Annotated in this window: 17 protein-coding genes; 4 read left to right on the top strand and 13 right to left on the bottom strand. The window is 73.6% G+C overall.

The window, feature by feature from the left end; genetic code table 11:
- Positions 1–79: 79 nt before the first annotated feature.
- The 3 genes from MCM47_RS17905 to MCM47_RS17895 form a co-directional block, all read right to left on the bottom strand.
- The gene (locus tag MCM47_RS17905) at positions 80–325 is read right to left on the bottom strand and encodes a lipopolysaccharide assembly protein LapA domain-containing protein (protein WP_238862617.1); all 246 of its coding nucleotides are present in this window, start codon (positions 323–325) and stop codon (positions 80–82) included.
- A 251-nt stretch (positions 326–576) separates the two neighbouring features.
- Entirely contained in the window at positions 577–2,349 is a 1,773-nt protein-coding gene (locus tag MCM47_RS17900) for an ABC transporter ATP-binding protein (protein ID WP_238862616.1), read from the bottom strand.
- A 46-nt stretch (positions 2,350–2,395) separates the two neighbouring features.
- The gene (locus MCM47_RS17895; RefSeq protein WP_238862615.1) at positions 2,396–4,168 is read right to left on the bottom strand and encodes an ABC transporter ATP-binding protein; all 1,773 of its coding nucleotides are present in this window, start codon (positions 4,166–4,168) and stop codon (positions 2,396–2,398) included.
- 454 nt (positions 4,169–4,622) lie between these two features.
- Between MCM47_RS17895 and MCM47_RS17890 the strand changes: the two genes are divergently transcribed.
- Positions 4,623–5,486 carry an aldo/keto reductase gene (locus MCM47_RS17890; RefSeq protein WP_238862614.1) on the top strand — a complete coding sequence of 288 codons (864 nt, stop codon included), beginning with the start codon at positions 4,623–4,625 and terminating at the stop codon, positions 5,484–5,486.
- Positions 5,487–5,646: 160 nt separating this feature from the next.
- Here MCM47_RS17890 and MCM47_RS17885 read toward each other — a convergent pair whose 3' ends face one another.
- The gene (locus tag MCM47_RS17885; protein WP_238862613.1) at positions 5,647–6,513 is read right to left on the bottom strand and encodes a MarR family winged helix-turn-helix transcriptional regulator; all 867 of its coding nucleotides are present in this window, start codon (positions 6,511–6,513) and stop codon (positions 5,647–5,649) included.
- 478 nt (positions 6,514–6,991) lie between these two features.
- On the opposite strand from MCM47_RS17885, the gene fabG reads away from it, so the two are divergent.
- Positions 6,992–7,759, top strand: coding sequence for a 3-oxoacyl-ACP reductase FabG (fabG, locus tag MCM47_RS17880; protein WP_238862612.1), 768 nt, complete (start codon positions 6,992–6,994; stop codon positions 7,757–7,759).
- Between the two features lie 230 nt (positions 7,760–7,989).
- A complete protein-coding gene (locus MCM47_RS17875) occupies positions 7,990–8,799 on the top strand; it encodes a phosphatase PAP2 family protein (RefSeq protein ID WP_238862611.1) in 810 nt (269 codons plus the stop codon).
- On the opposite strand, the gene MCM47_RS17870 is transcribed toward MCM47_RS17875, so the two are convergent.
- A complete protein-coding gene (locus tag MCM47_RS17870; RefSeq protein WP_238862610.1) occupies positions 8,750–8,938 on the bottom strand; it encodes an I78 family peptidase inhibitor in 189 nt (62 codons plus the stop codon). The two genes, MCM47_RS17875 and MCM47_RS17870, sit on opposite strands and share 50 nt — an antisense overlap.
- Positions 8,939–9,004: 66 nt before the next feature.
- Here MCM47_RS17870 and MCM47_RS17865 point away from each other — a divergent pair, with 66 nt between their 5' ends.
- Positions 9,005–9,277, top strand: coding sequence for a DUF6343 family protein (locus MCM47_RS17865; protein ID WP_238862609.1), 273 nt, complete (start codon positions 9,005–9,007; stop codon positions 9,275–9,277).
- Positions 9,278–9,368: 91 nt separating this feature from the next.
- On the opposite strand, the gene MCM47_RS17860 is transcribed toward MCM47_RS17865, so the two are convergent.
- The 8 genes from MCM47_RS17860 to hpnD form a co-directional block, all read right to left on the bottom strand.
- Entirely contained in the window at positions 9,369–10,775 is a 1,407-nt protein-coding gene (locus MCM47_RS17860) for an aspartate aminotransferase family protein (RefSeq protein ID WP_238862608.1), read from the bottom strand.
- Positions 10,765–12,675 (bottom strand): 1-deoxy-D-xylulose-5-phosphate synthase, encoded by a 1,911-nt coding sequence (dxs, locus tag MCM47_RS17855; RefSeq protein ID WP_238862607.1) that lies wholly within the window; start codon positions 12,673–12,675, stop codon positions 10,765–10,767. Before dxs ends, MCM47_RS17860 begins: the two co-directional genes overlap by 11 nt.
- A gap of 120 nt (positions 12,676–12,795) precedes the next feature.
- Positions 12,796–13,821: an adenosyl-hopene transferase HpnH gene (gene hpnH, locus MCM47_RS17850; protein ID WP_238862606.1), complete on the bottom strand. Its 1,026-nt coding sequence runs from the start codon at positions 13,819–13,821 to the stop codon at positions 12,796–12,798.
- 2 nt (positions 13,822–13,823) lie between these two features.
- Positions 13,824–14,510 carry a 1-hydroxy-2-methyl-2-butenyl 4-diphosphate reductase gene (locus MCM47_RS17845; protein ID WP_238862605.1) on the bottom strand — a complete coding sequence of 229 codons (687 nt, stop codon included), beginning with the start codon at positions 14,508–14,510 and terminating at the stop codon, positions 13,824–13,826.
- The gene (gene shc / locus MCM47_RS17840) at positions 14,507–16,597 is read right to left on the bottom strand and encodes a squalene--hopene cyclase (protein WP_238862604.1); all 2,091 of its coding nucleotides are present in this window, start codon (positions 16,595–16,597) and stop codon (positions 14,507–14,509) included. Before shc ends, MCM47_RS17845 begins: the two co-directional genes overlap by 4 nt.
- A 7-nt stretch (positions 16,598–16,604) precedes the next feature.
- Positions 16,605–17,693, bottom strand: coding sequence for a polyprenyl synthetase family protein (locus MCM47_RS17835; protein WP_374209151.1), 1,089 nt, complete (start codon positions 17,691–17,693; stop codon positions 16,605–16,607).
- A 137-nt stretch (positions 17,694–17,830) separates the two neighbouring features.
- Positions 17,831–19,264, bottom strand: coding sequence for a hydroxysqualene dehydroxylase HpnE (gene hpnE / locus MCM47_RS17830; protein ID WP_238862603.1), 1,434 nt, complete (start codon positions 19,262–19,264; stop codon positions 17,831–17,833).
- Positions 19,265–19,439: 175 nt separating this feature from the next.
- Positions 19,440–20,297: a presqualene diphosphate synthase HpnD gene (gene hpnD / locus MCM47_RS17825; protein WP_238862675.1), complete on the bottom strand. Its 858-nt coding sequence runs from the start codon at positions 20,295–20,297 to the stop codon at positions 19,440–19,442.
- Positions 20,298–20,336: the final 39 nt, after the last annotated feature.

The raw sequence follows: 20,336 nt of genomic DNA, 5'->3' as shown, positions 1-20,336 counted from the left end.
GCAGATCGCCGAGGTGCTTGTCGACCCCGCGCAGCTCGGTCAGCGGTAGAACCGGGGCCTACGAGCCGGCGGCCGGGCGTCATCTGGCGCGCCGGCCCTTCAGCAGCCAGCCGAGCACGCCGCCGGCCACCAGCGTGGCGAGCAGCGCGATCCAGAGCGGAGCGGTGACGGTGAACACCCAGAACTGGATCTTGACACTGTCGAGGTTGGCGAAGAGGAACCACACCGCGAGCACGACGACGGCCCCGATCCCGATGTACCGGGTGGGGATGCCAGCGATCTCACTGCGCTTGCCGCCGGACGAGCCGTTGGAAATCTTGGTCACATGCGCAGTCTGCGATCGGATCGCCGGATTTCTCCGGTTACGCGCCCGGGAGTAGCCCGCACGGGGCAACCACCCCACGGCCCCCCGACCGCGCCGCAGCGGCCGCCCACCCGGGGGGCCGCCACCGGGGGGCACCACTGTGGCCAGGCCTAACGGCCGGTCTGGGCGGCCCAGGGCTCGACGGGGCCGGCCGGGGACGACAGAACGCCCGCCGGGGGCGGCCCCGGAGAGCCGCCCCCGGCCCGGGCGGCTCAGCGCTCGTCGCGCCAGGACCGCCAGAGCGCCGCGTACGGACCGCCCGCCGCCACCAGCTCGGGATGGCTGCCGTACTCGCTGATCCGGCCGCCCTCGACCACGGCGATCACGTCCGCGTCGTGTGCGGTGTGCAGCCGGTGCGCGATCGCGATCACCGTGCGCCCCTCCAGCACCCGGGAGAGCGAACGCTCCAGGTGCCGGGCAGCCCGCGGATCCAGCAGCGAGGTGGCCTCGTCCAGCACGAGGGTGTGCGGATCGGCCAGAACAAGCCGGGCCAGCGCCAGTTGCTGGGCCTGTGGCGGGGTCAGTGCCGAGCCGCCCGAGCCGACCTCGGTGTCCAGGCCCTCCGGCAGCGCGTCCACCCAGTCGCCGGCGTCCACCGCCTCGAGTGCGCCGCGCAGCTCGGTGTCGTCCGCCTCCGGCGCGGCCAGCCGCAGGTTGTCCCGCAGGGTGCCGACGAAGACGTGGTGCTCCTGGTTGACCAGCGCGACCTGCGCCCGGACCCGCTCGGCCGGCATCCGGGCCAGCGCGGCGCCGCCCAGCGTGACGCTGCCGCGGCGGGGGGCGTAGATCCCGGCCAGCAGTCGGCCGAGGGTGGACTTGCCAGCGCCGGACGGCCCGACCAGGGCCACCCGGCTGCCCGGGACGACGTCCAGGCTGATGCCGTGCAGCACGTCGGCGCCCTCGCGGTAGCCGAACCGGACGTCCGTCGCCTCCACCCGGCGGCCGCTCGGCCTGGCGTCCTCGTCGGTCTCCTGTTCGGGCACCTCGCGGACCCCGACCAGCCGGGCCAGCGAGGCCTGCCCGATCTGGAGCTCGTCGTACCAGCGCAGGATCAGGTCGACCGGCGCGGTGAGCGCCTGGGCGTAGAGCACCCCCGTGGTCAGCTGGCCGACCGAGATCCAGCCCCGCAGGGTGAACAGGCCGCCGAGCACCAGGGTGCCGAGCACGGCCAGGGTGTAGACCGCGTCGATGGTCGGGAACCAGACCGACCGCAGCCAGAGGGTGTACCGCTCCCAGGCGAGCCACTCGCCCAGCTTGCGGTCGGTCAGCCGGACCCGTTCGTCGCCCAGGCGCAGTGCCTCGACCGTCCGCCCGGCGTCGACGGTCTCGGCCAGCACGGTGTTCACCGCGGCGTAGCCGGCCGACTCGTTGCGGTAGGACTGCGGGGCCCGCCGGAAGTACCAGCGCGAGGAGGCCAGCAGCAGCGGCAGGCCGATCAGTGCGGTGAGCGCCAGCAGCGGCGAGGTGAGCACCAGGGCGCCCATGACCAGCAGCAGCGACACCACGGCGACGGCCAGCTCGGGCACCGCCTCGCGGACCGACTTGTCGAGCCGGTCGATGTCGGTGGTGCCCCGGGAGACCAGGTCCCCCGTGCCGGCCCGCTCCAGGACGCCGGTCGGCAGCGCCACCGAGCGGACCAGGAAGTCCTCGCGGAGGTCGGCCAGCACCCGCTCGCCGAGGATGCTGCCGCGCAGGCGCGACCACCAGGTGAACGCGGACTGCACCACCAGCGCCAGCAGGTACCAGCCGACCGCGACCGCGATGGTCGACTCGGCGGTGCCGGTGGCGAGTGACTCGACCAGGGTGCCGAGCACCCACGGCCCGACCAGTCCGGCGACGGTGGCCACCGAGTGCAGCAGCACCACCGAGGAGAAGCCGGCCCGGTGGCGCCGGGCGAGCAGCCGGAGGTAGGCGCGGACGGCGGTCGGAGAGCCGACCGGGAGGGTGGTGGCCGGCCCCTGTTCCCGTTGGACGGGGGGCTTCATGTGCGGCTCCTCAGCGGGTTGGTCGTCCGGTACGCGGCTCGGGCGGTCACACGCCCTCCCCGACCCGGGCCGGCTCCTCGTCGCGGGTGACCACGGCGCGGTACACCGGCTCGGTGTGCATCAGTTCGCGGTGGCGACCGGCCGCGACGGCCCGGCCGTCCTGGACCAGCACCACCCGGTCCGCCCGGTCGAGCAGCAGCGGGCTGGTGGCGAACACCACGGTGGTGCGGCCCTCCCGGTTCTTGCGGAGCCCGGCCGCGATCCGCGACTCGGTGTGGGCGTCCACCGCACTGGTGGGCTCGTCCAGGACGAGCACCGGCGGGTCCGCCAGCAACGAGCGGGCCAGTGCCAGCCGCTGGCGCTGGCCACCGGAGAGCGATCGCCCGCGCTCGGTGATACCGGCGTGCATCGCGTCCCCACCGCAGTCGGGCGAGCCGTCCACCAGGGCGTCCAGGACGTCCTCCGCCCGGGCGGCGGCCAGGGCCTCGGCCGGCGCGACCCGGCCCGAGGCGGGGATGTCCAGCAATGCGGCCAGGGTGCCGGAGAGCAGCACCGGCTCCTTGTCGTGGACCAGGACGGCCGCGCGCGCCTCGGCCAGCGGGACGGCGTCCAGCTCGGTACCCCCGAGCCGGACCGAGGGCTGCGGCTCCTCGCCCTCGGCCAGCGGGACATGCCCGCCGAGCCGCTCGGCGAGCGCCCCGGCGAAGTCCGGATCGCCGCAGACCACCGCGGTGAGCTCGCCGGCCCGGGCGGTGAGCCCGGTGGCCGGGTCGTACAGGTCGGACTGGCCGGGCCCGGAGAGCCGCGCCTCGGCGGTGGCGGTGGTCCGGCTGAGCGAGAGCACCCGGACAGCCCGGCCGGCGGAGACCCGGGCGACGCTCCAGGCGTGCGCGGCCTCCCCGAGGATGCGCAGCGGCGAGGCCAGGAAGGCCGTGGCGCCGTAGACGGCGACCAGGGTCCCGACTCCGATCCGGCCGGAGGCCGCCAGGTGGGCCCCGTACCAGCTGACGCCGACCACGAACAGGCCGGGCAGCAGGATCTGCTGGGCCTGCATCAGGGACCAGACGCGGGCCGACCGGACGGCGGCGGCACGGACCTTCTGGGAGGCGGCCCGGTAGCGGTCGAGGAACAGCTCCTCGCCGCCGATGCCGCGCAGCACCCGGAGCCCCGCCACGGTGTCGGCGGCCAGCTCGGTGGCCTTGCCGCCCAGTGCGCGCTGCTCCGAGTAACGCCGCTCGAACGGGCCCAGCAGCGGCCAGACGGCGGCGGCCAGCACCGGCACCCCGAGCAGCACGGCGAGGCCGAGCAGCGGCTCGGTGACCAGGACGGCGCCGCTGACAGCGAGCCAGACGACCACCGCACCGCGGACCCGGGCGACCAGCTCGACGTACCAGCCGATCTTCTCGACGTCGCCGCTGCCGACCGCGACGATCTCGCCGGTGGCGATCCGCCGGGCGAGCCCGCTGCCCAGTCGGGAGGCCTGACGCGCGACCAGCTGGCGGACCTGGGTGGCGGCGTGGATCCAGTTCCACACCGCCTGGCGGTGCAGCAGGACGGTGCCGAGCGCCGCGACGACGGCGAGGGCCAGGGCGAGGCCACCGGCCCGCCAGATGCCGGCGGCGTCACCGTCGACGGCGGCCTGGACGCCCCTGCCGAGCGGGACCGGGAGGGCCGCCTGGCAGCCCATCTCCAGGACGGACCAACAGGTGGCCAGCACCTGGCCGCGGCGCTGGCTGCGCTGGAGCCAGCGCAGGAAGGCGAGGGGGGAGGACAGATCGGGACCGCCGGGATCGGCCAGCGGCAGGGTCTTGAGCGGCATGACGCTCCGTTGCGGATGGTACGGGCGGTTGGCGCAGGACTGCGGCGACGCGGGTGGCGTGCGAAGGCTGCCGCGCGAGTGGCGCGGGGGCGACGGGGAACCGGCCGGCGGGGTCACGGCCGTGACGAGCTGGTCAGGAGGTCATGGCAGCGAGACTGCCAATCAGATGTGACCTGCGCAACAGGTTTTCCCGCCCCGCGCGCCCCCTTCCCGCCCTCGTTCGCACCCGACCGCCCCCGGCCGCACCCGCCCGCCCCCGGGCCGCACGCGCCCGGACCCCCGCCACCACCCCCGCCCGGACACGCTCCGCAACCCGCTGCGCAACACGCTCCGCAACCCGCTGCGCACGCCGGTACCCCGCGTCAGAAATTTCTTTCCCCGACCGGGAACAATCCGGACACGCAGCGGGTTCTGCCACTGGAAGCACTTGGACAACCCGGAGGCACCACTTCCCGTGAGCAGCATCCCGAGCGTCACCCTCAACAACGGCACCCAGATCCCGCAGCTCGGCTTCGGCGTCTGGCAGGTCCCGGACGCGGAGGCCACCGCCGCCGTGCACGCCGCCATCCAGGCCGGCTACCGCTCGATCGACACCGCCGCGATCTACGAGAACGAGGCCGGCACCGGCCAGGCGATCGCGCAGGCCCTGGCCGACGGCGTCGCCCGCGAGGACCTCTACATCACGACCAAGCTGTGGAACTCCGGCACCCGCGACTGGTCGGGCGAGCAGGGCCGCGACGCGGTGCTGCGCGAGTTCGACGCCTCGCTGGACAAGCTGGGCCTGGACTACGTGGACCTCTACCTGATCCACTGGCCGCGCCCGATGCACGGCAGCTACGCCAACATCTGGAAGGCCTTCGAGCAGCTCGCGGCCGACGGCCGGGCGAAGTCGGTCGGCGTCTCGAACTTCGGCGCCGAGCAGCTCACCCGCCTGCTCGACGAGTCTTCGGTCGTCCCGGTGCTGAACCAGGTCGAGCTGCACCCCTACTTCCCGCAGGAGGAGCTGCGCGCCTTCCACGCCGAGCACGGCATCGCCACCGAGGCGTGGAGCCCGCTGGGCCAGGGCAAGGACCTGCTCGCCGAGCCGGCCCTGCTGCAGATCGCCGAGAAGCACGGCCGCACGGTCGCCCAGGTGGTGCTCCGCTGGCACCTGCAGAACGGCGTCATCGCGATCCCGAAGTCGGTCACCCCGTCCCGGATCAAGGAGAACCTGGACGTCGCCGGCTTCGAGCTGGACGCGGCCGACCTCGCCGCGATCGCGGGCATCGCCACCGGCCGGCGGATCGGCCCGGACCCGCAGGGCTTCGACTGGAACTGACGACCCGTCCGGTCGCGGTCGGTCACCGGCCACGACCGGACGGCGGTGACCGCGACCGCCGAGGGGCCGTCAACCCCGAAGGCCGCCTTCCCTCTTACGGGTCGGCGGCCTTCAGTACGTTGGCGAATCGTTTTGGCTGGAGATTCCAGCGCCGCCCAGCCTAGATCCGGGCCGCCTTGGCGATCAGCGCCAGCGCGTTCTCGTGCTCGTGCTCCTCCAGCGGAGCCAGCAGCAGCCGCTGGACCTGGGCGACGCCCGCGGCCGAGCGGTGCAGCAGGTCCTGGCCCGCCGGCGAGAGCGACAGCAGGTTGCGACGCCCGTCCGAGGGGTCGCGCCGGCGCTGCACCAGGCCGCGCCGGACCAGCCGGCTGACCATCTCGGCCATCGTGGCCTTGTCCAGCGAGGCCAGCTCGCCGACCGTCCGCTGGTCGGCACCCGGCTCGAGTTCGAGCGCGTCCAGCACCGCGTACTGCGGCGCCGTCAGCTCCGAACCGACGTGCTCCGACCAGAGCTTGGTGTGCACCTGCTGGCTCACCCGGATCAGGTAGCCGATCGCCCGCTGGGCGTCCAGCATCGGTCGCGCGTCGCTGAGGACGGCGACCTGGGCCGGCTCCAGCCGGGCTATCTTGGCCATCACCCGCACGATCTCCAGCTGCTCCTCCGGAGAGAGCGGCTCGAACAGCGTGCGCTGCACGCGGACCACCCCGCCAGTGGCCTCGCGCACCGCCTGGGCGCCGCTCTGCGAGAGCGCGAGCAGCTTGCGCCGGCCGTCGGCCGGGTCGCGGCGTCGCAGCACCAGGCCGCGCCGGACCAGCCGGGCGACCATCTCGGCCATCGTGGCCTTGTCCAGCGAGGCGCGCTCGCCGACCGTCCGCTGGTCGGCACCCGGCTCGAGAGCCAGGACCAGCAGTACGGCGAACTGCGGAGCCGTGAGGTCGGCTCCGACGTGTTCGGACCACAGACGGGTGTGTACCTGCTGTGCAACGCGGATGAGGTGCCCGGGCGACTGCTGCAGTCGCGCGGACACGCGGGTCGTCGGGATCTCCCCCAGCACCATGTATCCGTCCCGATGTCACACCCGGTGTGTGTGGGACACCCGGGTGGGGCAGTAACGGCGAGTGGGCGTCCCGCTGTGAGGGAGGGCGCTCCAGCCGTGCAGCCGGTGGCTGCTGGCGGACACTATACAAACGGCGGGCCCTCGCTGGCAGGCGGGGGCGGATAGTAGACGCAGGTTCGGCGACATTGGCATATTTACGCGCCGTGCCGACTCGACAGTAACCCGAACGCAGGAGAAACCCGACCGGCCGGTCCTTACCCTCGGTCACCTGCGGCTTCACCCTGGCCGCGCACCCTACCCGCCGGTAGGGTGTGGCCACTCGACGGGTCCGCCCCGAGCCGCCGCTCCGCGCGACGCCCGCGCGGACCCCGCGACGCTCCGCACCGGATCCGGGCGAGACCCGAGCGGGATCGACGATCCCGCGGATCCGAGAGAGACGAGAGCGAGCATGACCGAGCAGACCACCGCCCCCCGGGTCGCCGTCGTCACCGGCGCCGCACGCGGACTGGGCGCCGCCACCGCCGAGCGCCTGGCGGCCGACGGCTACGCCGTCGCCGTCCTCGACCTGGAGGAGGCGGCCGGCAAGGACACCGTCGACCGGATCACCGCGGCCGGCGGCCGGGCGATCGCCGTCGGTGCGGACGTCTCGGACGCCGAGCAGGTGCAGGCCGCGGTCGACCGGATCGTCGCCGAGCTCGGCGCCCCGGTCGTTCTCGTCAACAACGCGGGCGTCCTGCGCGACAACCTGATCTTCAAGATGTCCGAGTCCGACTGGGACACGGTCATGAACGTCCACCTCCGCGGCGCCTTCCTGATGACCCGCGCGGTCCAGAAGCACATGGTGGACGCCGGCTTCGGCCGGATCGTCAACCTCTCCTCCTCCTCCGCCCAGGGCAACCGCGGACAGGCCAACTACTCCGCCGCCAAGGCCGGGCTCCAGGGGTTCACCAAGACCCTCGCGATCGAGCTCGGCAAGTTCGGCATCACCGCCAACGCCGTCGCCCCGGGCTTCATCGCCACCGACATGACCGCCGCCACCGCCGCCCGGGTCGGCATGGACTTCGAGGACTTCAAGCGCGCGGCCGCCTCGCAGATTCCGGTCCAGCGGGTCGGCGTGCCCGAGGACGTCGCGAACACCATCTCGTTCCTCGCCGGCGAGGGCGCCGGATTCGTCTCCGGCCAGGTCATCTACGTCGCCGGCGGCCCCCTCGACTGAGGCACCGGACCTACACAGGGTGACCACGGAGTGGGAGCCGGCCAGGCCGGTCTCCCACTCCGTTCGCTTTGCCCGCTCTTGGGAACGGGTGCCCGAATACTGGACACACGAGCGGTCAGAGAATATCGGAAAAGCATCTCCGTATGACCGGATTCCGGCCTCATCGATGCTTTCCGGAGAATTCCGAATTCCCGGCGGGCGGCCCGCACCCCGTGGGTAGGGTCGCCCGCGTGCAAGCGCCGAGTGAATTGCCGGAGAACGAGACCACCCGGCGTGAGCGCGCGCGCCGCACCCCCGCCCACCCCGGCCGGGACACCGGCTGGCCGCCGCTGAGCCGGCGCCACGCCGGCCTGCTCGCCCTCACCTGCCTCGGCTACCTGCTGGTGGTGGCCGGCGTGCTGCTGGACACCGCCCTGGTCGACCTCGACTGGTCGCTCCGGCTGCTCCGCCCCTACGAACGGTGGCCCGGTCTGCGACCGCTGCTCGACAACTGGGTGGTGGCGGGGCAGCGCGGCCCCTCCGCGATCACGGCCTTCGCCTGGCTCGGCTGGCGCGCCCACCGGCTCCGGCGGCTGCGCCCGCTGCTGGTGATGGGCGCCGCGCTACTGCTGCTCAACGTCACCGTGGGCGCGGTGAAGATCGTCACCGGCCGGCTGGGCCCGCACTACGCCCACTACGTCGGCTCGCCCGAGCTGTTCTCGGGGGGCACCATATTCCCCTCCGGCCACACCGCCAACGCCGTCGTCACCTGGGGAGTCCTCGCCTACCTGGCCGTCCGCTGGCGGCGCACCGGCGCGGTGCTCGCCGCCGCCACCGCCTGTTCGGTCGGGCTGACCACGGTCTACCTCGGCACCCACTGGGTGTCCGACGTGCTGGCCGGCTGGACCGCGGGGCTGCTGGTGCTGCTCGCGCTGCCCCTGCTCGAACCCCTGGTGACCGCCGCCGAACAGCGGGTGGCCGCCCGCCGGTCACACCGGGCGGCGCCGGCGGTCATCCCTCCCAGGAGCGTTCCACGACCCCGTCGCGCACCGCGAGGTTGAGCCGTCCTTCGCGGAAGTCCATGGTCATCGGCGCCCCGGGCGGCAGCACCCGGACCGAGGCCCAGCCGTGGCGGCGGGCCAGCTCCTCCGCCCGCTCCACCCGCAGTCCCGCGTAGCCCTCCGCGTCCGCCTCGGTCATCGCGCCTCCCCGCCTCCCGCCCCGGACGTACGCTGGAATCGTAGACCGCCGAAGGAGGTGACGGGCGTGCGCACCACGACTCCCCGCCGGTGGCGGAGCGGCACCGAGCCCGCCACCGCCCGCAGCGACCTCAAGCTGCGCTACCTGCTCTCGCTGACGTTCACCCCGCTGTTCGCCATCGCCACCGTGCTCTTCGCGGTCTGGGCCGCCAACACCGCCGAGTACGGCGCCCCCAGCCGGGGCACGCTCATCGGGTTCGCGGTGGCCTGCGGGATCCTCACCCTGTTCGCCGTCGTCGATCTCGTCATCGTCGTCCGGCGCCGCCGGACCGAGCTCTGACGCGGTGTCTCCCCCGGAGGGGGAGGCCGGGCCCGCCCGGCCTCCCCCTCCACGGTGTCCGCAGGACGGCGCCCCGAACGCTCCCGGCGCCCTAGCGGTTGCCGACCGCCTGCTTCACGAGGGTCCGGCCGAAGTCCCACATCAGCCCGCTCCCCCGGTGGGCGTCGTCCATCACGTCGACGAAGGCGTTCACGAAGCGGTCGACGTCCCGTTCGGTGATGATCAGCGGTGGAATCAGCTTGATCACTTCCAGGTGGTCCCCGGACACCTGGGTGAGGATCCGGTGCCGCTGCAACAGCGGGACGACCACCATCTGCGCGAAGAGCCCCTTCCGGGCGGCCTGCAGTGCCGTCCAGCCGGTCCGCAGCTTCAGCGACTTCGGCCGGCCGAACTCGATGCCGATCATCAGACCCCGGCCGCGGACCTCCGCCAGCAGCTCGTACCGCTCGACCAGCGCCGTCAACCGCTCGCGGAACAGGTCGCCGATCCGGCCTGCGTTCTCGACCACCTTCTCGTCCCGCATCACCTCCAGGGTGGCCAGGCCCGCCGCCATCGCCTGGGCGTTGGAGCCGAAGCTGGCCGAGTGCACCAGCACCCGGTCCATCGACGAGTACACCTTCTCGAAGATCCAGCTCTTGCCGAGCGTCGCCCCGACCGGCACGTAACCGCCGGAGAGCGCCTTCGCCGCGCAGACCAGGTCCGGCAGCACGCCCTCCTCGTGCTGGTAGGCGAAGAAGTCGCCGGTCCGGCCGACGCCGGTCTGCACCTCGTCGCAGATCAGCAGCGCCTTGTGGGCGTGCACCAGCTCCTGCGCCTCGCGCAGCCAGCCCGGCGGCGGCGCCTGCACGCCCTTGCCCTGGATCGGCTCCACGATCAGCGCCGCGACGTCGCCCTTCTTCAACTCCTTGGCCAGGGCCGCGAGATCGCCCAACGGGACGGCGGTGTCCGGCAGCAGCGGGTCGAAACCCTTGCGGAACCCGCTCTCCCCGTTGACCGAGAGCGAGCCGGTGGTCAGCCCGTGGAAGGCGTGGTCCGCGTAGAGGATCCGCCGGCGGCCGGTCGCGTACCGCGCGAACTTGAGGGCCGTCTCGACCGCCTCGGTACCGCTGTTGCCGAAGAAGACGCGGTCCAGGCCCGGCGCGTACGAGAGCAGGCGTTCGGCGAGGAGGCCGGGCAGCGGCGAGCAGTCGAAGCGGACCAGGTCCGGCAGGTCGAGGTCCATCACCTGCTGGATCGCCGAGCGCACCACCGGGTGGTGGCGGCCCAGCGCGAAGATGCCGAACCCGGCCAGCATGTCCAGGTACTCGTTGCCCTCGGCGTCGTAGAAGTACGGACCCTCGGCGCGCTCGTAGAACTTGTCGAATCCGATCGTGCGCAGCATCCGCGGCAGCTGCGGATTCAGGTAGCGGCTGTGCAACTCGTACCGCTCCGCGCCGCGTTCGGCGATCAGGGCGGCGAGGTCGAAGCGGGGACCGGTTCGGTCGGGGTCAGCCGGCATGGCGCTGTTTCGCTCCTCGGGTCGGTAGCAGGTTCTTGGCGAAGGCGGCGGTCTGGGCGGCCACCCCGGTACCGGTCAGGCCGGTCTCCTCCAGGATCTCGCCGCGGGCTGCGTGCCCGAGGAACTCCTGCGGCAGGCCGAGCACCCGTACCGGGACGTCCACGTCGGCGTCCTGCAGTGCCTGCGCGACCGCGGCCCCGACGCCGCCGGTGCGGCCGTTGTCCTCGACGGTGACCACCAGCCGGTGCGCGGCGGCCAGCACGGCGAGGGCCGGGTCGACCGGTTTCACCCAGCGCGGGTCGACGACGGTCGCGGTGAACCCCTCGGCCAGCAGCAGCCGGGCCGCGTCCAGCCCGGCGCCGGCCGTGGTGCCGGCCGTGACCAGCAGGATCTCCGGCAGCTCGCCGGTGCGCAGCAGCACGTCCACGCCGCCGATCCGCTCCACCGCCGGGACGGCCGGCCCGATGTCGGCCTTCGGGAAGCGGACCACGGTCGGGGCGTCCGCGACGTCCACCGCCTCGCGCAGCTGGGCCCGCAGCTGGTCGGCGTCGCGCGGCGCGGCGAGCCGCAGACCGGGGACGACCTGGAGGATCGACATGTCCCACATACCGTTGTGGGAGGCGCCGTCCGGGCCGGTCACGCCGGAGCGGTCCAGCACGAAGGTGACGCCCAGCCGGTGCAGGGCGACGTCCATCAGCACCTGGTCGAAGGCCCGGTTGAGGAAGGTCGCGTAGACCGCCACCACCGGGTGCAGCCCGCCGGTGGCCAGCCCGGCCGCGCTGGTCACGGCGTGCTGCTCGGCGATGCCGACGTCGAAGGTCCGCTCCGGGAACGCCTTGGCGAACCTGGCGAGCCCGACCGGTTGGAGCATCGCGGCGGTGATCGCCACCAGGTCCGGCCGCTCCGCGCCCAGGGCGTACATCTCGTCGCCGAACACGGACGTCCAGGAGACCCCGCCGCTGGGCGAGACGGGCAGGCAGGTGTACGGGTCGATCGGGCCGACCGCGTGGAACCGGTCCGCCTCGTCCTGTTCGGCCGGGCGGTAGCCGCGGCCCTTGACGGTCAGGCAGTGCACGATCACCGGACCGCCGAAGCCGCGTGCCTGGCGCAGTGCCTGCTCGATCGCGGACAGGTCGTGCCCGTCGATCGGCCCGAGGTACTTGAGCCCGAGGTCCTCGAACATGCCCTGCGGCGCGAAGGCGTCCTTGAACCCCTTCTTGGCGCCGTGCAGCGCGTCGAAGATCGGCTGGCCGACCAGCGGGGTGCGCTGCAGCGCCCCCTTGCCGAGCGCGAGGAAGCGTTCGTAGCCCTGAGTGGTGCGCAGCGTGGCGAGGTGGTGGGCCAGGCCGCCGATGGTCTTGGCGTAGGAGCGCTCGTTGTCGTTGACGACGATGACCAGCGGCCGGTCTCGGGCCTCCGCGATGTTGTTGAGCGCCTCCCAGGCGAGCCCTCCGGTGAGGGCGCCGTCGCCGATGACCGCGACGGTCTGCCGGTCGTGCTGGCCGAGCAGGCGGGCCGCCTTGGCCAGGCCGTCCGCGTAGGACAGCGCGGTGGAGGCGTGCGAGTTCTCGACCAGGTCGTGTTCGGACTCGGAGCGCGAGGGATAACCGGAGAGCCCGCCCCTGCTGCGCAGTTTCGAGAAGTCCTGCCGCCCGGTGAGCAGTTTGTGGACGTAGCTCTGGTGGCCGGTGTCCCAGACGATCCGGTCGTAGGGCGAGTCGAAGACCCGGTGCAGGGCGATGGTCAGCTCCACCACGCCGAGGTTGGGGCCGAGGTGGCCGCCGGTCCGGGTGACGGCGTCGATCAGGAAGTCGCGGATCTCGTCGGCGAGGAGCGGCAGCTCGGCGGCCGGGATCCTCCGCAGGTCGGCCGGGGACTTGACGCTGGAGAGCAGTGACATGTGTTCACCTCGCGACTCGGGGTGGTGCGGTGGTTCCGGTGGTACCCCTGGTGCGGCGTACCCCTGGTGCAGGGGCCGCCCGGCCCGGGAGGCCGTTCCCGTGCCGGGCGGAGGGTGCGGTCAGCGGCGGCGGTTGGCGCCGACGGTGTCGGTGATCGCCCGCAGTGATTCCTTCAGCGAGCCCATGGTGGCGAGGACGGCGGTCGGCTCGTAGCCGCAGTGCGCCATGCAGTTCGCGCAGCGGGCGTCCCGGCCGCGGCCGTACTTCGACCAGTCGGTCTCCTCGATCAGCTCGCGGTAGGTGGCGACGTAGCCGTCCGCCATCAGGTAGCAGGGGCGCTGCCAGCCGAACAGCGAGTAGTTGGGGATGCCCCAGGCGGTGCACTCGAAGTCGACCTTGCCCTCCAGGAAGTCCAGGAAGAGCGGGCTGTGGTTGAGCCGCCAGCGGCGCCGGTTGCCGCCGGCGAAGGTCTTGCGGAAGAGCTCACGGGTCTGCTCGACGCCGAGGAAGTGCTCCTGGTCGGGGGCCTTCTCGTAGGCGAACGCCGGGGAGATCATCATTTCGTCGACCTGGAGCTCGTCGTTGAGGTAGTCCAGGACGTCGATGATGGTCTGCGGGGTGTCGGTGTTGAAGAACGTGCTGTTGGTGGTGACCCGGAAGCCGCGTCGCTTGGCCTCCTTGATCGCCTCCACCGCCTCGTCGAAGGTGCCCTCCTTGGCCACCGAGGCGTCGTGCCGCTCGCGCAGCCCGTCGATGTGCACCGTGAAGGTGAAGTAGGGCGAGGGCTTGAACCTGTCGAGCTTCTTGCGCATCAGCAGCGCGTTGGTGCAGAGGAAGACGTACTTGCGGCGGGCGACCAGCTGTCGCACGATCTCGTCGATCTGCGGGTGCATCAGCGGCTCTCCGCCGGCGATCGAGACCATCGGCGCACCCGACTCCAGCACGGCGCCGACGGCCTGCGCGACCGGCATCCGCTGCTTCAGCACACCCGCCGGGTGCTGGATCTTGCCGCACCCCTCGCAGGCCAGGTTGCAGGCGAAGAGCGGTTCCAGTTCGACGATCAGCGGAAACTTCTCCCGCCGCCTGAGCTTCTGCTGCATGAGGTAGGTACTGACCCGCACGGTCTGGCGCAGCGGCATGGCCATGGCTAGCTCGCCTCCTGGGGGATCGAGGGTGTGGGGTGGGTGAGGGCGCCGGGTGCCGGACGCCGGGCCGGCCGGTTCCGTTCGTGCCAGTCGACCAGCGCGGGCACGGCGGCCCGCAGCGTGCGCCAGGCCCGGACGCCGGCCGGCAGGGTGCCCGGGCGCAGCAGTTCGTGCTCGGGGGTGTCGACCACCACCCGCAGGACGGCCGCGGGCAGCACGGGGCGGAGCTCGTGCAGGGCGGCGAGGACGGCGGCGGCCTCCATGTCGACGGCGAGCGCCCCCTGCAGGTGCAGGGCGCGCCGCTCGAGGCCGCGCACCACGTGGTCGGCGGTGTGGTGGGTGCCGGTGTGGGCGGTGAGGCCGCGTGCCCTCAGGGCCCGGGTGAGGTCCGGCCCGGAGTCGACGGCGAAGTGGTTGCCCTCGGCGTCGCGCACCCCGTCCGCGACGATGACGTCGGCGGGGGCCACGCCGGGCCCGACGGCGGCACCGAAGCCGGCCACCACGACGGCGCCGTAGCCTCCGGGGGCCGAGGTGAGCAGCCGCCGTACGGTGTGCGAGGCGCGCCGCCGCCCGACGCCGGTGCGCACGAGCACGGGCGGACCGCCGGCCGCGCCGCGCCAGTCCCCTCCGCGCAGGGCCCAGACCTCGGGGCCGAGCGCGCAGAGCACCAGCAGTGGGGCAGGGTTCACCGGGCCGCCCCGATCGCCGGGGTGCCGGTGGCCGGGCGGCCGGTGGCGGGGTTTCCGTGCAGGTACCGGCCCAGTGCGGTGACCGGGAAGACCAGCCGGTACAGGTGGTAGTTGATGGAGAAGTCCCAGGGGAAGCCGGTGCCGGTGAACTGTGGTTCGTCCCAGGTGCCCTCGGGCAGCTGGGTGCGGACCAGCCAGTCCACGCCGCGCTCGACCGCCGGGTTGGCCCGGCCGTCGGGGCCCTCGCCGGCCGCGAGCAGGGCCATCAGGGCCCAGGCGGTCTGCGAGGCGGTGGAGTCGCCGCGCCCGGCCCAGCGGACCGGGTCGTCGTAGGAGCGCATGTCCTCGCCCCAGCCGCCGTCGGTGTTCTGGCGGTCCTCCAGCCAGCGGACGGCGCGGCGGATCGCGGGGTGCTCGTCCGGGACGCCGGCGGCGACGAGGGCGGGCAGCACCGAGCCGGTGCCGTAGATGTAGTTGGTGCCCCAGCGGCCGAACCAGGAGCCGTCCGCCTCCTGATTGCGCAGCAGCCACTCGACGCCGCGGCGGGTGCGGGGGTCCTCGGCCTTGCCGACCTCGGCGAGCATCTCCACCACGTGCGCGGTGACGTCGGCGGACGGCGGGTCGACCACCTCGCCGAAGTCGCAGAACGGCAGCTTGTTCGGCAGGGTGCTGGTGTTGTCGACGTCGAACGCGCCCCAGGCGCCGTTCTTGGACTGCATTCCGAGGTTCCAGCCGACGCCGCGGTCGACCGCTCCGCCGACCTTGGCGGGGTCGGGGTGGCGGACCCGGCGCAGCGCGAGGACCACCTCGGCGGTGTCGTCGATGTCGGGGTAGGTGTCGTTCTCGAACTCGAAGGCCCAGCCGCCGGGGGCGAGCGAGGGCCGCCGCACCGACCAGTCGCCGCGCCTGGTGATCTCCTCGCCGAGCATCCAGTCGACGGCGGACACCAGGGCGGGGTGGTCGGCCGGCAGCCCGGCGTCCACCAGCGCGATGGTGGCCAGGCAGGTGTCCCAGACCGGGGACTGGCAGGCCTCCAGCCAGCGGCGGCCGTCCTCGGTGTGCACCGTGAAGCGGTCGAAGGAGGAGAGTCCGGCCTGCATCACGGGGTGGTCGAGCTCGTAGCCCTCCAGGTGCAGGGCGATCAGCGAGTAGACGGCGGGCGGTTGGATGCCGCCCCAGCAGCCGTCCGCCTCCTGGCGTTCGACGATCCAGCGGCAGGCCTGCGAGACGGCGAGCCGGCGCAGCGGGCGCAGGGCCCGGCGGTGGTAGGCGTGCAGGACCTTGTCCAGGCGTTCGAAGACGCCGTCCCAGCTGGTGGCGGGGGCGAGCGGGCGCTCGGGGAAGGGGTGGTCCGGGTCGGTGTGCAGCTCGGTGAGGGGGAACGGCGCGGGGCGGACCGGGCGGTGGGCCGAGACGATGGTCAGCGGGACGATGGTCTGGCGGGCCCAGCAGCCGAAGGCGTAGATGTTCAGCGGGAGCCATTTGGGCAGGAACATGATCTCGGGCGGCATCTCGGGCAGCCGTTCCCACGGCCACCAGCCGAAGAGCGCGAGCCAGATCCGGGTGAAGACCCGGGCGGCCGCGATGCCGCCGGCGGATCTCACGTAGCGGGCGGCGGCGGCCATGTGCGCGTCGTTCGGGTCGTCGCCGGCGAGTCTGAGGGCGACGTAGGCCTCGACGGTGGTGGAGAGCTCGGGCGGCCCGCCGTGGAAGGTGGACCAGGTGCCGTCCTCCCGCTGTTGCGAGCGGATCCACTCCGCGGTGGCCTTGGTCTGGTCCTCCGTCCGGATACCGAGGAACTGCCGGAGCAGTAAGTCCTCCGCGTCCATGGTGACGTTGGTTTCCAGGTCTCCCTTCCACCAGCCCTCGGAGCTCTGCAGCGAGAGCAGGTGAGTGGTGGCCCGGGCCAGGGCCTCCTCGGCGGAGGCGGGCCCGGGCGGCTGGTCGGGCGCCTCGGCCGCCCGTACCGGCTCGGGGCCCGCGGGCTGCCACCGGCCGGCGCTCAGCAGCGCCGGCGGGCGGTCGCCCACCGCGACCGGCTCGGAATCGTACTCAGGGTCGAGCCGGCCGTCCGCGGTTGCTGTCAACGTAACGTCACCTCTCTCGTACCACCACGAATTCGGCGAGTGCGACGAAGTGCTCGCGCACTGCGTCGGGCATGGGCACCTCGTCCAGGGCGGCGAGGGCAGTCGTGTGCTGGCGGCGGGCCTCTTCCTGCGTCCAGGCGCGGCCGCCGGCCTCCTCGATCAGGGCGGCGCGGGCGGCGAGCTCGGGCTCGCCCTCCTCACCCCGCCCGGTCGGGTCGGCCAACTGCTCGGCGAGCTTGCGGGAGGCGGCACCGCCCTCCGCGAGGGCGGCGGCGACCGGCAGGGACTTCTTGCGCTGGCGCAGGTCGCCCCAGTGCGGCTTGCCGGTGACCTCGGTGGCGCCCCAGATGCCGAGCAGGTCGTCCACCGCCTGGAACGCCAGGCCCAGGTGGTGCCCGTAGCGCTCCAGCGCGCCCGAGACGCGGTCGTCGGCGCCGGCCAGGACGGCGCCGATCGCCGAGGCTGCGGCGAGCAGGGCGGCGGTCTTGCCTCCCTCCATCTCCAGGCACTCGTTGACGGTGACGCTGTCCCGCTGCTCGAAGGCGACGTCCATGGCCTGGCCGTCGATGAGCTTGCGGGTCGCGGTGGTGAGCAGACGGACGGCGCGCGCGGCGTCGGTGGCGCTCGCGTCACCGGAGGTGGCCGCGTCGAGCAGCACCTCGGTACCGAGCGTCGCCAGGGCGTCGCCGACCAGGATCGCCTGGGCCGGACCGAAGACCGTCCAGGCGGTGGCCCGGTGCCGTCTGGTCTCGTCACCGTCCATCAGATCATCATGGAGCAGGGAGAAGTTGTGCACCAGTTCAACAGCCACCCCACCGGGCACGCCGGCCTCGGACGGAGCGCCCACGGCCTGGGCGGAGAGCAGCGCCAGGGCCGGGCGGACGGCCTTGCCGCCGTCCCCCGCGGACGGCGTGCCGTCCCGGTCGATCCAGCCGAAGTGGTACGCGGCGACGGTGTCCATCGGTGCCGCCAGACGGGCGACGGCGGCCTTCAGCGGCGGGGTGCAGAGCGTTCGGCTACGGGCGAGCAGCTCCGGCACCGAGACCGGTTCGGCGTGCGCCGTGCCTCCGACGGCAGTGCCGGTGCGTGACTCCACGTGCTTTCCCTCTCCCTGGTGGTGCCGGGCCGCACGGGACGGCCGGGCGCTTGCGATGTCGATGAGGCCGGTACGGCCGGCGGCGACGGACCGGCCGGCTCTCGCGGGGTCGCCGGGACCGGCGGCGGGGCCCCGGGTCACCTGGGCCACCTCCCGTCGCCCCGGTCCACCGGGAGCCGGGTGCCGGCGGCGGCCAGCGCGGCGTCGGCCGCGGCGTGGCCGCTGCGGACGGCGCCTTCCATGGTGGCGGGCCAGCCGGTGGCCGTCCACGCGCCGGCCAGCAGCAGGCCCGGGACCCGCGTCCGGGCGGACGGGCGCACCGCGGCGGTGCCCGGGGCCGGGTCGAAGGTGGCGGTGCGCTCACGGGTGACGAAGAAGTCCAGCACCTCGGCGCCGCCCGCGGCCGGGAGCAGGCGGGCCAGCTCCGGCAGGTAGCGGCGGCGCAGCTCGGCCACCGGCAGGTCGATCTCGTCCTGCACGGCGGACTGCGAGAGGGCCAGGTACTGGGCGCCGGGGTGCTCCCGGCCGAGCGCGGTGCCGGCCAGACCGGAGTGCTCGGTGCGGTCGAAGACCCACTGGACCGGCGAGCCGAGCGCGGCGAAGAACGGGCGGCGCAGCACCTTGCGGTCGTAGACCACGTGGACGTTGAGGATCGGCGCGGTGCCGAAGCCGGCCAGCCGGTCCTGCCCGGGAACGGCGTCCGGAGGCAGCAGTGCGGCGGCGGTGTCCTGGGCACCGGCCAGCACCACGGTGTCGGCGGCGAGCAGCTCGCCGCCCTCCAGCCGGACGGCGTGCTGCGGCGAGGCGGGCTTGAGCTCGGCGGCCCGGGCGCGCAGCAGCACCGTGACGCCGGCGCGCTCGAGCTCGGCGAGCGCCCGATCGTGGTGGATCCGGCCGAGCGGGACGGCCGCCATCCCGATGTCGGAGGCGCCCGGATCGGAGAGCAGACCGGTCTTGAACACCATCGCGGCCAGCGCCAGCGACACCTGGTCGGCCCGGGCGTTCAGGGTGGCGACGCCGACGAGGTCCCAGAGGGCGGCGACGGTCCGGTCGTTCTGCCCGTTGCCGCGCAGCCAGGCACCGAAGGAGACGGCGTCCAGGGCCGGGTCGGCGAGGTCCAGGCCCTGCAGCGCGAGCGCGCCGCGGACCACCCGGGCGCGGTCGGCCGGGCCCAGGTGGGGGTAGCGGGCCAGGCTGCCGGCCAGGTGGAGCGGGACGGGCAGGCCGGCCCGGCGCAGCCGGCCCAGGGTGCGCTCGGGGGCGCCCTCGGGGCCGGAGACGCCGAGCACCGGCACGTCCAGCCGGTCCTGGAGGTGGACCAGGCGGCTCGCGCCGAGGCGGTCCAGCAGTCCGCGGTAGGCGGTGCAGCAGCGCAGGTAGACGTGCTGGCCGTTGTCGACGGTCAGCTCGCCGCGCTGGAACGAGAAGGCCAGGCCGCCCAGCCGGGGGCGCCCCTCGACCAGGGTGACCCGGTGGTCGGCCTCGGCCAGCCGCAGCGCGGCGGTGATGCCCGCGAGGCCGCCGCCGACGACCACGGCGGCCGGGCGCGCGGCATCGGCTCGCCCGGTCATCGGCCCTCCCCCTCGCATCCGGCACCCGGCCGGACGGCGGCCGGGGCACTCGTGGTCGACACGGTCGTGGCCGAGGCGGCCGCGCCCGGCACGGTCGTGCCCAACACGGTGGACAACACGGTTCCACCCATCAGTGATTCCCCGCTGACACAGCGTGACAGAACTGCGGCAAGAATCAAGAACGCCCCCCGGCGAGCCCGGAAAGCGCCACGTACGCCTTCTCCCAGCCCGGCAGCGAGACCCGGCCGCGCAGCACCGACTCCGGGTCGGCGGCGATCCGGCCGAGCAGCCGGTGGTAGATGCCGGCCATCGCCGCGGTGCAGGCGCGGCTGCGGCGGTCGAGCATCGGCAGCAGCCGCAGGCCCTCCTCGAAGGCGGCCTGGGCCCGGGCGGCCTCGAACGCCACCAGACCGGCGAAGTCCGCTCCGGCCGGGGGCCGGGACAGCGCGAAGCCCTGCTGGCAGCCGAACCTCACGAGGTCCTCGGCGGGCAGGTACGTGCGGCCGTTCAGGGCGTCCTCGCGCAGGTCGCGCAGGATGTTGGTGAGCTGCAGCGCCAGGCCCAGGGTGTCGGCGTAGTCCGCGCCGCGCTCCGGGTCGTCGCAGCCGTAGACGCCGAGCGAGAGCCGGCCGATCGCGCCCGCGACGCAGCGGCAGTAGACCTTGAGCTCCTCGTACGTCTGGTACTCGGCGCCCTTGAGGTCCATCTCGACGCCGTCGATCAGCTCGTCGAAACCGCCGAGCGGGATCGGGAACCGCCGGGCGGCGTCGGCCAGGGCGACCTTGATCGGGTCGGTGTCGTCCTCGGCGACCACGCCGGCCCGGATCTCGTCCAGCAGCTCGCGGGTGCGCAGCAGCGCCTCGGCCTTGCGGTCGTCGGGGAGGTCCCCGTCGCCGATGTCGTCGACCCGGCGGGCCAGGGCGTACAGGGCCGACATGGCCAGCCGCTTCGGCTCCGGCAGCAGACGGATGCCGTAGCTGAAGTTGCGGGCCTGCAGTCCGGTGACTGCCTCGCAGTACCGGTACGCCGCCATGACCTGCGCCGACGCCAGTGGTGATGCCGCCACTCGGGC

Source organism: Kitasatospora sp. A2-31 (assembly GCF_022288725.1).
In the GTDB taxonomy this organism is placed as follows: Bacteria; Actinomycetota; Actinomycetes; order Streptomycetales; family Streptomycetaceae; genus Kitasatospora.
This window is presented reverse-complemented; position numbering and strand designations above follow the sequence as displayed.

Bases quoted from the DNA above. Each gene is read 5' to 3' on its own strand.
- MCM47_RS17900 (WP_238862616.1), bottom strand. From the start codon at position 2,349: ATGAAGCCCCCCGTCCAACGGGAACAGGGGCCGGCCACCACCCTCCCG.
- MCM47_RS17895 (WP_238862615.1), bottom strand. From the start codon at position 4,168: ATGCCGCTCAAGACCCTGCCGCTGGCCGATCCCGGCGGTCCCGATCTG.
- fabG (WP_238862612.1), top strand. From the start codon at position 6,992: ATGACCGAGCAGACCACCGCCCCCCGGGTCGCCGTCGTCACCGGCGCC.
- MCM47_RS17870 (WP_238862610.1), bottom strand. From the start codon at position 8,938: ATGACCGAGGCGGACGCGGAGGGCTACGCGGGACTGCGGGTGGAGCGG.
- MCM47_RS17860 (WP_238862608.1), bottom strand. From the start codon at position 10,775: ATGCCGGCTGACCCCGACCGAACCGGTCCCCGCTTCGACCTCGCCGCC.
- dxs (WP_238862607.1), bottom strand. From the start codon at position 12,675: ATGTCACTGCTCTCCAGCGTCAAGTCCCCGGCCGACCTGCGGAGGATC.
- hpnH (WP_238862606.1), bottom strand. From the start codon at position 13,821: ATGGCCATGCCGCTGCGCCAGACCGTGCGGGTCAGTACCTACCTCATG.
- hpnE (WP_238862603.1), bottom strand. From the start codon at position 19,264: ATGACCGGGCGAGCCGATGCCGCGCGCCCGGCCGCCGTGGTCGTCGGC.
- hpnD (WP_238862675.1), bottom strand. From the start codon at position 20,297: ATGGCGGCGTACCGGTACTGCGAGGCAGTCACCGGACTGCAGGCCCGC.